This window comes from Epibacterium sp. MM17-32 (genome assembly GCF_022348205.1).
GTDB lineage: Bacteria > Pseudomonadota > Alphaproteobacteria > Rhodobacterales > Rhodobacteraceae > Epibacterium.
In genome coordinates this window covers 239,330-252,520 of record NZ_JAKRFC010000002.1, presented here as the reverse complement: position 1 = coordinate 252,520, position 13,191 = coordinate 239,330, and the positions used below count along the sequence as shown (strand labels likewise).

Here is a 13,191-nt window from a genome sequence, read left to right as displayed (position 1 = left end):
TGTAGGGTCGCGCCATGACACAGGCCCCGACGCCAGCGCCCGAGCTGCGCTTCTCCGATGACCAGGCGCAAGCCTTTGATGCCCTGACCGAACAGCTGCGCAAGGCGGGTGTCGATCTGGGCGAGGATCTGTTGCATCCACCGCGCGGCGAAACCGGCGTGGCAGCGGTGATCGGCAAGGCCGGATCGGGTAAGACGCTATTGCTGGCGGAGTTCTACAAGGCTCTTGCTGCAGCCGGGGTCGAGGTGGTCTCGGGCGATTACGAGAGCCGCAAGAAAGCCGACAAACGCACCCTGGCCATTCTGGCGCCCACCAACAAGGCGGCAAGCGTGTTGCGCCTGCGCGGTGTGCCGGCCACCACCATCCACCGCATTCTTTATACCCCGGTTTATGACCCAGAATATGAGCGCATTGCCGAGTGGCTGGCGGGCGAGGGGGAGCGGCCCGAGATCGAGGGGCTGAGCGAGGAGGCGCTGGCGCGCGCCGAAGCCTTTTATGCCACCAACAAATCCATGCCGGGCGCTTTGGCGGCGGCAGGGCTGCGGGGTTCGGATTTCATCACGGGTTGGAAACGGCGCGAAGAGCCGCTGGACATCGGCTTTGTCGACGAGGCCTCGATGCTGGACAATCGCCAGTTCGAGGATCTGAAGGAGATTTTCCCGACGCTGGTGCTGTTTGGCGATCCCGCGCAGTTGGCACCGGTGAACCAATCGGGGTCGATGGTGTTTGAGGACCTGCCCGAAGAGCGCAAGCTGATCCTCAACCGGATTCACCGCCAGGAGGCCGACAACCCGATCCTCGATCTGGCCCATGCGCTGGCGGACCCGCAACTAGGGTTTGAAGATTTCGAGCGTATGGTGGAGGACAAGGCCCGTCAGGATGAGCGCGTGGTCTGGGGACAGCGGGTCGAGGTCGATCTGATGGCACGCTCGCCGGTGCTGGTCTGGCGCAACAATACGCGCATCCGGCTGATCAACGCGTTTCGCGCGGTGCATGGCGCGCCCGAAGATCAGCTTCTTGAGGGTGAACCGCTGATCTGTGACGGGCTGGAGCTGCCGCTGAAGCACCGCAAGAAACGGCTGGATCTGGAGGCGCGCGGCCTGATTAAGGGCGCGCAGGTGATCTACCTCGGGCCCGGCCGCAAACCTGGTTTTTCGCGCCTGCATGTGATGGGGGCAGAAGACCCGCAGGTCTCTGCCGCCTCCATCGTGAAGATCGAAAAACCCGAGGAAGAAGAACCGTTTATTCCCTTTGCCGCGCGCATGGGGGCCACGTTTTTGCATGGCGCGGCGGTCACGATCCACAAGGCGCAGGGTTCGCAATGGGATACGGCACAGGTCTTTGCCCCCGATATTTACGCAGCCGCCCGGATGGGGCGGGTGGAGGCGGGCCAGCCCCTGTGGAAGCGGCTGGCCTATGTGGCCATCACCCGCGCGCAGGAGCGGCTGATCTGGGTGGTGCGCAATCGGTTGGCGAAGCCCACAGGCCCGCTGCCGGTCGATGACTTGCGGCAGGTGGCGGCCCCGACATTGACGCTTGAGGCACAGGGTGAGGAGGCGCCGGCATGACACACTCCATTCTGGTCACAGGTGCCAGTTCCGGGATCGGCCGCGCGGTGGCGGAGCTGTTCCTCGGGCGCGGCTGGACGGTCGGCCTGCTGGCACGGCGGGCGGAAAAGCTGGCGGAGATCGCCGCGGGTCAACGCCGTGCCGTGGTGCTGCCTGCGGATGTGACCGACCCTGCGGCGGTCGACGCCGCGTTTGATCACTTCTGCACCGAGGCCGGGCGGATCGATGTGCTGTTCAACAACGCTGGCATCTTTACCCCGCCGGGCACCATTGACGAGATCGCGCTGGAGGATTGGTTTGCGGCGGTGAACGTCAATCTCAACGGCATGTTCCTATGCGCGCGGGCGGGGTTTGCCCGGATGCGCCACCAGAACCCACGGGGCGGGCGGATCATCAACAATGGCTCCATCGCCGCACATGTGCCGCGCCCTAATAGTGTGCCCTATGCGGCGACCAAGGCGGCGATCACCGGGTTGACCAAATCGCTGTCGCTGGATGGGCGTGCCTATGACATCGCCTGCGGGCAGATCGACATTGGCAATGCCCGCACCCCGATGGTGGCGGACCTGGCGCAACGGCAGGCCGAGGCACAGCCGGACGCGCCGCCGATGGACACCTTTGATGTGGCGGATGCGGCGCGCTCGGTTCTGCATATGGCGGAGCTGCCGTTAGAGGCCAATGTGCAGTTCATGACCGTGATGGCAACAAAAATGCCCTATATCGGCCGCGGTTGAGAGGCGCCGGTTGAGGGGCACCGGCTGAGAGACACCGAAGGGGGCGAAACCCGGGACGGGGGCGCTCCCGCCCATATGCCCCGCGCCGTGCGGCACGTGGCCTCTGGTTGGGCCGGGCGCCGCGCTGACGCGCGGCGCGGTCGCGCCAGGTTCAGCGGTCGCGCAACATCTGGAACAGGGCGGCAGCGCCCCAGCCGGACAGCATGGCGATGACCAGCGCCAGCACGCCATAGATCGCCGGCTGTTCGCGCGAGAGGTTGAACAGGAAGCGTTCCAGCCCGACCTTGTTCACCTCGATCACTGTTTCGTACCGAGAGATCACCCGCCCGGCCCGGGTCAGGAAGATGCGCGTCTCATATTCGCCCTCGATGAGATCGGCGGGCATGCGCAGGGCGGTGCGGAACAGGGTCTGCTCATCCAGCGCGACGGCCTCTTCCTGAAGCGTGTAGAAGCCGCGGTCCTCGCGGATGCGCATCAGCGCCTCGGTAAAGGCCTGGGCCCCTTCGACCGTCGCCCCGACCGAGCGGATCGCCCGCTGGATCGACACCTTGTGGCGCAGGTCTTCTGTATCGCTCAGGGCGTCGGAGAAGGGGGCGGAGGTTGCCACCGCGTAGAAGCTGGGCGCGGAATCCACCGCGACGCTGTCGGTGTTGACCCAGATGCCGAATTCGCGTTCCTTGCGGCGCACCATCACCGGCTCGCTGGGGCCGGAAACGGTGACGACCACTTCGAGCGGTGCGTCGGTCGCGATCGGGGCCTCGCGTTTGACGGCGCCGAAGATCAGGATCTCGGAGCCGTCAAAGGTCGCGGTGATGGCGACCCGGTCCTGGCTGAGACCCAGCACGACCTCCTCGGCCTGTGCCGGTGGCGTGACGAGGAGCGCGGGCAGCAGCGGGGCGGTGGCCAGCAGCAGGAAGGTCAGAAGCGCGCGCATCACCGGGCCTCCCGCAGCGGGTTCAGGGAGTAGAGCTCGCTTGGTTCCAGCAGCAGATCGAGCCCCAGCTTGGCACAGACCAGAAGCACCAGAAGCGCCAGCAGGATGCGCAGTTGCTCTGCCTTCAGGAGCGTGCCGATGCGGGTGCCGAACTGGGCGCCGACGACCCCACCGATCAGCAGCAGCACCGCCAGCACGATGTCCACCGTCTGGTTGGTGATCGCATGCATCATGGTGGTGGCGGCGGTGACCAGAATGATCTGGAACAGCGAGGTGCCGATCACGACCTTGGTGGGCATGCCCAGGAGGTAGATCATTGCCGGCACCATGATAAAGCCGCCGCCAACCCCCATGATCGCGGTGAGCATGCCGACAAAGACCCCGACCGCCACCGGCGGCAGCACCGAGATATAGAGGCCCGACGTGCGAAACCGCATCTTGAACGGCAGCGCGTGGACCCAGCCGCGCTGTTTGCGCTTGGGGGGCGCGCCGCGTTTGGATTTGCGCAGGGCGTTCAGGCTCTCGATGAACATGAGGCCGCCGACAATGCCGAGGAAGACCACGTAGCACAGGGTGACGAAGAGATCGACCTGACCCAGCGATTTCAGATAGTTGAAGATCGCCACGCCCAGCGTCGCCCCGATCAGCCCGCCGCCCTGCAACACCGCGCCCATCTTCAGGTCCACCGTGCGTCGCCGCAGATGTGCCAGCACACCGGAGACGGAGGAGGCCACGATCTGATTGGCGCCGGTCGCCACCGCCACCGCAGGCGGGATGCCGATAAAGAACAGCAGCGGCGTCAGCAGGAAGCCTCCGCCGACGCCGAACATGCCGGAGAGCACGCCAACCAGACCGCCGAGTCCCAGGACAAGGAACGCGTTGACGGCAACTTCGGCGATGGGGAGGTAGATATTCATATCCCTGACTAGTCTTTTATTGGCTGGTGAATCAATAAAAATGCTGCCGCGCAGCGTGACCCGGCTGAGGTTTTATAAAGCTTAGATCAGCCACTCCGGGAAAGCGACCGTGATGGGCAGAAAAACGCCCCGCGTGCGGCAAGTGAGGCGGAGGCGCTACAGACGCACTGCAGGGGGTGGGCGGCGCGCGGCGCTCGAATCGCCCGGGCACACAGTGGCGAGGCGCACAGGGCCGGCGCGGTTGAACGCAAAAACCCCCGCCCTGTGGGAGGGCGGGGGCTGATCGGCCTGCCGGTCGGATCAAGACGGTCCGGGGACCTAGCGTTCCTTCACATAGGGTTGCCCACCGGCGCGCGGCGGGATCGCCTTGCCGACAAAGCCTGCGAGGATCACGACGGTCAGGATATAGGGCAGGGCGTCCATCACCTGCACCGGGATCGACACGCCCCCGAGCTGGATGCTCTGGAACCGCAGAGCCACCGCTTGCAACAGACCAAACAGCAGGCAGGCCCCAAGCGCGTGCCAGGGCCGCCATTTGGCAAAGATCAAGGCAGCCAGCGCGATATAGCCGCGACCGGAGGTCATTTCCTTGACGAAACCCGCCTGCAGACCGGTGGCGAGATAGGCGCCGGCGATGCCACAGAGCACGCCCGCAATGCCGATCGCGGCAAAGCGCAGCCCGCGCACGGAGACCCCGGCGGTGTCTACGGCAGCCGGGTTTTCCCCCACGGCGCGCAGGCGCAGGCCAAACCGGGTGCGAAACAGCACCCACCATGTCAGCGGCACCATCAGGGCGGCGACATAGACCAGAATGGAATGGCCGGAGATCAGCTCGGACCAGATCTGCTGGATCACATTGGCCTCGCCAATCAGCTCGTTCAGCGGGCGGTCGGCGGCTTCGGCCTCGGTCGGGCCAATCGCAAAGGGCAGTTCAATCCCGTTGAAGCGGCCTTCGGTGAACAGCGACGGCGTACGCCCGCCCTGGCGAAACCAGCTCTCGGCAATCAGGACCGTGAGACCGGAGGCCAGGAAGTTGAGCGCCACGCCGGAGATCAGCTGATTGCCACGGAAGGTGATCGAGGCCAGCCCGTGCAGGCCGGACAGGGCCATCGACGCAGCGATCCCGGCCAGAAGGCCAAGCCAGACATTGCCGGTGACGGCGGCAACGGCGGCAGAGAAAAACGCCGCCATCAGCATTTTGCCCTCAAGGCCGATGTCGAAAATGCCCGCGCGTTCGGAAAACAGCCCCGCCAGACAGGCCAGCAGAAGCGGCGTTGCCATGCGCACGGTGCTGTCGAGCACCTGAATGAGTGTCAGGAAATCCATCAGGCGTTCTCCTTCCGGAAGGCGAGGAAGATCTTTTCAATCGGCATGCGCACCATATTGTCGAGCGCGCCGGTGAACAGGATCACGAGGGCCTGAATGACCACGATCAGCTCGGACGGGATATTGGTCCAAAGCGCCAGCTCCGCACCGCCCTGGTAGAGGAACCCAAAGAGGATCGCCGCCAGGAAGACCCCAAACGGGTGGTTGCGGCCCATCAGGGCCACCGCGATCCCGATGAAGCCTGCGCCCTCGGTGGCGTTCAGCACCAGACGCTCGGCCTCGCCCATGACGTTGTTGGTGGCCATCAACCCGCAGAGCGCGCCGGAAATCAGCATGGTGATCATCACCGTGCGCACCGGCGAAATACCTGCATAGACCGCACCGCGCTCGGATTTGCCCAAGGCGCGGATCTCGTGGCCCAACGGCGTGTGCCAGATGAGGCCCCAGACCACGATACAGGCGGCAATGCCGACAAAGAGCGTGACATTAGCGGGGGCGGATTTGGAGAACTCGATGCCGATCGGCGCAAGGATCTCATGCAGGGAGGGCAGCTGCGTGCTTTCGGGGAACTTGGCCGTGGCCGGGTCCATCGCGCCCTTGGGCTTCAGCACGCTCACCAGCATGTAGTTCAGCACCGCTGCCGCGATGAAGTTGAACATGATGGTGGTGATGACGATATGGCTGCCGCGTTTGGCTTGCAGATAGGCGGGGATCGCGGCCCAGGCTGCCCCAAAGATCCCGGCGCCGAGGGCGGCAAAGACCAGCGCGATGGTCCAATGCGGGAAGGGGATATAGAGGCAGACCAGCGCCAGCCCCAGCCCGCCGATCATCGCCTGACCTTCACCACCGATATTGAACAGCCCGGCGTGCGCCGCCACCGCCACCGCCAATCCGGTAAAGAGGAAGTTGGTGGCGTAATAGAGCGTGTAGCCCCAGCCATAGGTCGACCCCAGCGCGCCGGTGACCATCAGGTCCAGCGCCTCCATCGGGCTTTCGCCGATGAGCAGGATCACGATTGCGGAGATAAGTGCGGCCAACAGCAGGCTGATCACCGGGATCAGCACCACATCGGCCCATTTTGGCATCTTTTCCATTTACGCGGCCTCCCCCGCGACGCCGGCCATCAACAGGCCGAGTTCTTTTTCATCGGTTTGATCTGCGGGGCGTTCGCCCATGATCTTGCCGTCAAACATCACCGCAACCCGGTCGCTGAGCGACAGGATCTCCTCAAGCTCCACCGAGACCAGCAGGATCGCCTTGCCCTGGTCGCGCAGCTCCATGATCTGCTGGTGGATGAACTCGATGGCGCCGATATCGACACCGCGGGTGGGCTGGCCGATCAGCAGGAGGTCGGGGTTGCGCTCAATCTCGCGCGCCACGACGATCTTCTGCTGGTTGCCGCCGGAAAAGCTCTTGGCAGCGAGCCAGGGATTGGGCGGGCGGACGTCGAATTTGGCCATCTTGGCCTCGGTGTCGGCGCGCAGGGCGGCATTGTCGAGGAACAGGCCCTTTTTGTAGATCTCTTCGCGGTGATAGCCGAAGGCGACGTTCTCCCAAGCATGGAAGTCCATGATGAGACCTTCGCGCTGGCGATCCTCGGGCACATGGGCGATGCCGGCGTGACGGCGGGCGCGGGCGTCCGAGCCCGCGCCGGACAGCGGCAGCGGTGCGCCGTTGATCCGGATGCTGCCGGTGCCCTCGCGCATACCGCCGAGCACCTCCAGCAGTTCCGACTGACCATTGCCCGCAACACCCGCGATGCCGAGGATCTCGCCCGCGCGCACGGTGAGGTCGATGTCTTTCACGCGCTGCACGCCGGCGCTGTCGACGACCGAGAGCTTCTCGATCTCGAGGATCGGCTTGCCGGGGGTGGCGGGTACTTTATCCACGCGCAGCAGTACCTTGCGGCCCACCATCAGCTCGGCCAGATGTTCCGGGCTGCTCTCGGCGGTTTTGACCGTCGCGGTCATTTCTCCGCGCCGCATCACCGACACGGTGTCGGTATATTCCATGATTTCGCGCAGCTTGTGCGTGATCAGGATGATGGTTTTCCCTTCCGAGCGCAGACGGTCGAGGATGCGGAACAGCTGGTCGGCCTCGGCCGGGGTCAGCACCCCGGTGGGCTCGTCCAGAATGAGGATTTCGGCCTTGCGATAGAGCGCCTTCAGGATCTCCACCCGCTGCTGCATGCCCACGCCGATTTCGTCGATGCGCTTGTCGGGGTCGACATAGAGCTCGTATTCTTCCTCCAGCTCCTTCAGTTCCTTGCGGGCGCGAGAGAGCGAGGGCATCAACAGGCCGGAATCCTCGGCGCCGAGCACGATGTTTTCCAGAACGGTAAAGTTCTCCACCAGCTTGAAATGCTGAAACACCATGCCGATGCCGGCAGAGATGGCCGCCTGGCTGTCGGGGATCTCGGTCTTGTTGCCCTTGATCCAGATCTCGCCTTTGTCGGCCTTGTAAAACCCGTAGAGAATGCTCATCAGCGTGGATTTACCCGCGCCGTTTTCGCCGATGATCCCGTGGATCGTGCCGGGCTCGACGCGGATGGAAATGTCCTTGTTTGCCTGGACGGGGCCAAAGGCCTTGGAAATGCCTTTGAGTTCGATTGCTGGTGCCGTCATCGGGGCTCCCCTGTCGCCTCATCGCCGGTTCATGCGCGCAGGGTGCGTGCTGCGCATTATGATCATGTTAAGAAGGACCGGGACGGGAAAAACCAAACCCGGAGGGCACGCGGACGCGACCTCCGGGCCATATGCAAACGCCCCGCCCGCCGGGCAGATCTGCCATGGCGGAGCGGGGCGCGGATCATGTCGATCAGAAGTTCAGAACCGGGCAGCTGTCGTCGCTGGTGTAGTTGTGAACCTCGATGTCGCCGGAGATGATCTGGGCCTTGGCCTCTTCGACGGTGGCCTGCATTTCATCGCTGACCAGCTCGGCGTTGTTGTCATCCATCGCATAGCCGACACCGTTGTCGGAGAGGTCGAGGGTGACCTTGCCCACTTCGAGGTCTTCGCCGGCCTGCAGGATGTTGTAGACTGCCACGTCCACGCGCTTCAGCATCGAGGTCAGGACCTTGCCCGGGTGCAGGTGGTTCTGGTTGCTGTCGACGCCGATGGAGAGGATGCCCTCATCCGCGGCGGTTTGCAGAACGCCCACGCCGGTGCCGCCCGCTGCGGCATAGATCACGTCCGCGCCCTGGGAGATCTGCGCCTTGGTCAGCTCGGAGCCCTTCACCGGGTCGTTCCAGGCCGCCGGGGTGGTGCCGGTCATGTTGGAGATCACGGTGGCATCCGGGTTCACAGCCTTGACGCCCTGGGCGTAGCCGCAGGCGAATTTGCGGATCAGCGGAACATCCATGCCGCCGATAAAGCCGACGGTGCCGGAGTTGGACGCCTGCGCCGCCATCATGCCCACGAGGTAGGAGCCTTCGTGCTCGGAAAAGCTGACCACATGGACATTGGGGGCATCGACCCAGCCGTCGATGGTGACGAATTTGGTGTCCGGATAGTCACCGGCCACATCCGCCAGCGGTGCGCTCATGGCGAAACCGGTGGTGATGATCGGGTTGGCGCCGGATTCGGCAAAGCGGCGCAGCGCCTGTTCACGCTGGGCTTCGGACTTCATTTCGATTTCCAGATATTTGCCGCCGGTCTCATCCGCCCAACGTTTGGCACCGTTATAGGCCGCCTCGTTGAAGGATTTGTCGAACTTGCCGCCGAGATCGAAGATCAGCGCCGGGTTTGCCAGAGCCGCACCTGCGGTCAGCGCAACCGCTGCCGCCGCGCCCATGAGCGATTTCATCAGGGTCATTCAGTTACTCCCAGTTTTTCTTTTTCTGCCCCGCGTGGCGGGCGTGTCCGTTCAAAAAGGTGGAGCGATTTAGCCTGCTGTGCCGGTCCGGGGTCAACAATTTTTTGACCAACCGGTCCAAAAATCGCCAACTTCCCCTAGGGAAGTCGCCGTTTCATGAGCAATGCATCCGCCGCTGCCGTCGTCGGGCGCGGATAGTAGGCCTTTCGAATCCCGACAAGACCGAATCCGCAGGCCGAGTATAGCGCCTGTGCGGCGGTATTGTCTTGTGCGACCTCAAGAAAAGCCTCTGTCGCGCCCCGCTCTGCGGCGGTTTTCATCCAGCTCTGCATGATCTGGCGGCCGAGGCCCTGCCGCTGGTGATCGGGATGGGTGGCGATGGTGAGCAATTCGGCCTCGCCCGCGATTTCGCGCACCAGCGCAAAGGCACGCGCGTCGCCGGTCAGATGGGTGAACCGATCCGCCAGAAGCTCTGCAAACTCCTGCGCGGTCCACGGTCGGGACTGGGTAAAGGCCGCTGTGTGCGTGGCGGCAAGCGCCGCAGGGTCGGCCTGCGGTGGCATTGGATCAGTCATCGAGCAGGGCAGGCGGCTGCTCGCGCGAGGGGGCGGCATCGGCCTCGCGCAGGTAGAGCGGTGCCGGTGCGGGCAGATCGATCCGGTCAAGTCGAGTGGCAGCGACACGGGCGATGGCCTCGGCAATGGGATAGCGGGGGGAGGTGACCGTCCCTGCGCAAAGAGGGGCAATGTCTTCGTCGCGATGTCCGATGCACGACGGCTCGGCGTGTGCGGGAATGTCTGGCAGCGTGTCGAGTGTGCAGTGGCGGGGCTGCGATCCGGTTAGCGTTCCAAAAACCTGCACATAAAGCCCCTCGCGGCGCGCATCGAGGCTGGAAACCACGACGCCTGCGGTTCCAAAGGTCTGGGCCTCAAGACTGGAGACGCCGATGGCGGGCACATCCAGTCCCAGCGCAAGGCCGCGTGCGGCAGAGACGGAGATGCGGATGCCGGTGAAATTGCCGGGTCCTATGCCAACCGCGATGGCGTCCAGATCCGCCCATGTCACGCCGCTTTGGGTCAGGAGGTCCTCGAGCAGTGGCATCAAGCGTTCCGCCTGGCCCTTGGCCATGTCCTCGCGGCGCTGCGCCAGAATTTCGTTGCCGCGCAACAACGCCGCCGCGCAATGGGCCGCTGAGGTGTCAAAACCCAGGATCAGGGGGGCGTCTGTCGGCATCTCGGTTCAGTCTCTGTGGTTTGTGGCTGCGGTCAGCCGGTCTCTGGCAGAGCCGCCCGCCCAAGGCAAGCCGTCCGCGCGTGGCGCCGCATGATGCAGGACGCATCCGTCACGGGAACATGCGGTTGGCAGGGGCGGGGAGAGCGTCGCGGTGGCGGCATCTGTTGCTCCGGTGCGGCGCCAGTCGTCAAGGTCGTGGCGGACGGAGCGGGGAAGTGCGGGGCACGAAACAAGATCCGTCCCCCGCCAAAATCGTGCGGCGCCGCATCGGGCGCCTGGAGTGTTTCAGCCGGGGTTGCCTCAGACGGCAACCGGGCGGACCTCGGTCACTTCGGGGATGTAGTGGCGCAACAGGTTCTCGATCCCCATCTTGAGCGTCAGGGTCGAGGACGGGCAGCCCGCGCAGGCCCCCTGCATGTGCAGGTAGACAACGCCGCGGTCAAAGCCGTGGAAGGTGATGTCGCCGCCATCCTGTGCCACCGCAGGGCGCACGCGGCTGTCGAGCAGCTCCTTGATCTGGTCGACGATTTCGCCGTCTTCGCCGCTGTGCTCGGCATGGCCGGAGGCCTGCTGACCGCCCTCGTCGATCACCGGTTGGCCGGACTGGTAGTGCTCCATCACCGCGCCAAGGACGGCGGGTTTGATGTGGTCCCACTCGACCGAGTCGTCCTTGGTGACGGTGACGAAGTCATTGCCAAAGAACACGCCGGTCACGCCGCTGACCGCAAAGATACGCTGCGCCAGCGGTGATTTCGACGCCGCTTCGGCCGAGGGGAAGTCGGCGGTGCCAGCATCCAGAACGGTCTGGCCTGGCAGGAATTTCAGGGTCGCCGGGTTCGGCGTGGATTCGGTCTGGATAAACATCTCGGTTCTCCGTCAGACTGGCCCGGGCGGTCGGCCCGGTGCCTGTCGGGTTTTGGAATGGTTCTAAATTAAAGGCTGCGGCGCGAAATGCAAGGGTTTGCCCGATGCGGCGTGGCGGATTGCGTCAGGTGATGGCCTCGAGCTTTTCTTTGGACATGTCGCCGGGGACGATGGTGATCGGAAAGGGAAGCGTGCCGGCGGTGCGCGTCAGCTGGGTGACGATGGGGCCGGGGCCCTTGCGGTCGCTGGCGGCGCCCAGCACCAGCACGCCCACTTCCGGGTCGGCTTCGATCTGGGCGAGGATTTCCGGCACGATGTCGCCCTCGCGGATGACCAGTTCGGGATCGACGCCCTGACGGTCGCGCATCCATTTGGCAAAGACTTCGAAGTGGGCGTGGATGCGCTCGCGGGCCTCCTCGCGCATCACCTCGCCGACGCCGATCCAGTGGTTGAATTCATCCGGCGGGATGATCGACAGGATGACCACGCCGCCACCGGTGTTGGACGCGCGCATGGCGGCAAAGCGCATGGCGTTCAGGCATTCACGGCTGTCGTCGAGGACGACCAGGAACTTGCGCATCAAAACCTCTGTTGTCGTGTCCCGGCCATATTGGCTGATGCAACCGTCCCGCGCAATAGAGGTCTGCGGTCGCGCCCGTTGTCCGCGCCGCGCGGCGAACCACCGGAGGAAGGGGGACCTCCCGCCCGCTTCCATTGCATTGAAAATGCCATGGAATCCGTTGGGCCGGGCGCCGGACTGCCGTCCGGCGCGGTTGCGTTCTGCGGCGAGGGCAGGATCTGGATGCAACCGCATCGCGGCCCGTCAGGGCTGCGATGCGCGGCCCAACGCCGCCAGGGATCTTTGGCGCAGCCAGAAGATCGCGCGGGGGCGGGAGGGCTCCCTTTCTTGTTGAGATGACGTGACGGCGCGTCTCAGGTGCCGGATTTGGCCCAGTCCCAATAGAGTTCGCGCACCCGGCGGGTGACGGGGCCATGGGGATAGGTGACATCGTCAAAGGCGGTGACCGGGGTCACCTTGGACATGTTGCCGGACATGAAGATCTCATCCGCGGCTTCGAAATGCGCATAGCCCAGCACGGTCTCATGCACGGTGATCCCATCGGCGCGCATGTTCTCGATGTGGCGCGCGCGGGTGATGCCGGCAAGGAACGTCCCGTTGGCAATCGGCGTGAACACCTCACCATCCTTGACCATAAAGATATTGGCGGTGGCGGTTTCGGCCACATTGCCCATCACGTCGCAGGTCAGCGTGTTGGTGAAGCCCTTGGCACGCGCTTCGCGCAGCATGCGGGCGTTGTTGGGATAAAGGCAGCCGGCCTTGGCATTGACCACCGCGGACTCCAGAACCGGGCGGCGAAAGCGGGTCCGCGTGAGCGTGGCCGAGGCGGCTTCGGGGGCCATCGGGATTTCCTCGAGGCAGAGCGCGAATTGCGTCGCCTCTGGCGCGGGGGCGATCAGGGTCTGATCGCCGTCGGTGGCCCAATACATCGGCCGGATGTAGACGGCGCTGTCGGCAGAAAACCCTTCGAGCCCCTCGCGCACGATCTCCACCATCTGGTCGGCGGGCACCGTTGCCGCCATCATCAGCGCCTCCGCCGAGGCATTGGTGCGGGCGCAGTGCTTGTCCAGATCCGGGCTGACGCCGTCAAACCAGCGCGCGCCGTCGAAGACGGAAGAGCCAAGCCAGGCGGCATGGTCGGCGGCGGACATGATCGGCACATCGCCGTCATGCCATTGGCCGTTGAAATAGGTGCGGATACTCTTGCCGACAGCCATGGGAA

The 13,191-nt window shown here is 64.6% G+C and carries 13 protein-coding genes; 2 read left to right on the top strand and 11 right to left on the bottom strand.

All coding sequences use genetic code 11. From position 1 onward, the window contains the following. The first annotated feature begins 14 nt into the window (after nt 1–14). A complete protein-coding gene (locus MHM88_RS04155) occupies nt 15–1,568 on the top strand; it encodes an ATP-dependent RecD-like DNA helicase (RefSeq protein WP_239360307.1) in 1,554 nt (517 codons plus the stop codon). After that, the gene (locus MHM88_RS04150; RefSeq protein WP_239360305.1) at nt 1,565–2,302 is read left to right on the top strand and encodes an SDR family oxidoreductase; all 738 of its coding nucleotides are present in this window, start codon (nt 1,565–1,567) and stop codon (nt 2,300–2,302) included. Before MHM88_RS04155 ends, MHM88_RS04150 begins: the two co-directional genes overlap by 4 nt. Before the next feature lie 151 nt (nt 2,303–2,453). Here MHM88_RS04150 and MHM88_RS04145 read toward each other — a convergent pair whose 3' ends face one another. The 11 genes from MHM88_RS04145 to MHM88_RS04095 all read right to left on the bottom strand — a co-directional run bounded on the left by MHM88_RS04145 (nt 2,454) and on the right by MHM88_RS04095 (nt 13,186). Then, on the bottom strand, nt 2,454–3,236 hold the full coding sequence (locus tag MHM88_RS04145) for a TIGR02186 family protein (protein ID WP_239360294.1): 783 nt from the start codon (nt 3,234–3,236) through the stop codon (nt 2,454–2,456). After that, a complete protein-coding gene (locus tag MHM88_RS04140; protein WP_239360292.1) occupies nt 3,236–4,153 on the bottom strand; it encodes a sulfite exporter TauE/SafE family protein in 918 nt (305 codons plus the stop codon). Before MHM88_RS04140 ends, MHM88_RS04145 begins: the two co-directional genes overlap by 1 nt. A 318-nt stretch (nt 4,154–4,471) precedes the next feature. After that, nucleotides 4,472–5,479 (bottom strand): ABC transporter permease, encoded by a 1,008-nt coding sequence (locus MHM88_RS04135; protein WP_239360291.1) that lies wholly within the window; start codon nt 5,477–5,479, stop codon nt 4,472–4,474. Continuing rightward, a complete protein-coding gene (locus tag MHM88_RS04130; protein ID WP_239318829.1) occupies nt 5,479–6,573 on the bottom strand; it encodes an ABC transporter permease in 1,095 nt (364 codons plus the stop codon). The genes MHM88_RS04135 and MHM88_RS04130 overlap by 1 nt, the downstream gene beginning before the upstream one ends. Continuing rightward, nucleotides 6,574–8,103: an ABC transporter ATP-binding protein gene (locus MHM88_RS04125; RefSeq protein ID WP_239360290.1), complete on the bottom strand. Its 1,530-nt coding sequence runs from the start codon at nt 8,101–8,103 to the stop codon at nt 6,574–6,576. A gap of 193 nt (nt 8,104–8,296) precedes the next feature. Beyond that, entirely contained in the window at nt 8,297–9,292 is a 996-nt protein-coding gene (locus tag MHM88_RS04120; RefSeq protein WP_239318831.1) for a BMP family protein, read from the bottom strand. 137 nt (nt 9,293–9,429) lie between these two features. Continuing rightward, entirely contained in the window at nt 9,430–9,855 is a 426-nt protein-coding gene (rimI, locus tag MHM88_RS04115; protein WP_239360289.1) for a ribosomal protein S18-alanine N-acetyltransferase, read from the bottom strand. 4 nt (nt 9,856–9,859) lie between these two features. Continuing rightward, nucleotides 9,860–10,525, bottom strand: coding sequence for a tRNA (adenosine(37)-N6)-threonylcarbamoyltransferase complex dimerization subunit type 1 TsaB (tsaB, locus tag MHM88_RS04110; protein WP_239360288.1), 666 nt, complete (start codon nt 10,523–10,525; stop codon nt 9,860–9,862). Nucleotides 10,526–10,825: 300 nt separating this feature from the next. Further along, on the bottom strand, nt 10,826–11,389 hold the full coding sequence (locus MHM88_RS04105; protein WP_239318836.1) for a NifU family protein: 564 nt from the start codon (nt 11,387–11,389) through the stop codon (nt 10,826–10,828). Between the two features lie 124 nt (nt 11,390–11,513). Next, a complete protein-coding gene (locus tag MHM88_RS04100; RefSeq protein WP_239318837.1) occupies nt 11,514–11,969 on the bottom strand; it encodes a universal stress protein in 456 nt (151 codons plus the stop codon). A 353-nt stretch (nt 11,970–12,322) separates the two neighbouring features. Then, a complete protein-coding gene (locus tag MHM88_RS04095; RefSeq protein ID WP_239360287.1) occupies nt 12,323–13,186 on the bottom strand; it encodes a branched-chain amino acid aminotransferase in 864 nt (287 codons plus the stop codon). Nucleotides 13,187–13,191 lie beyond the last annotated feature (5 nt).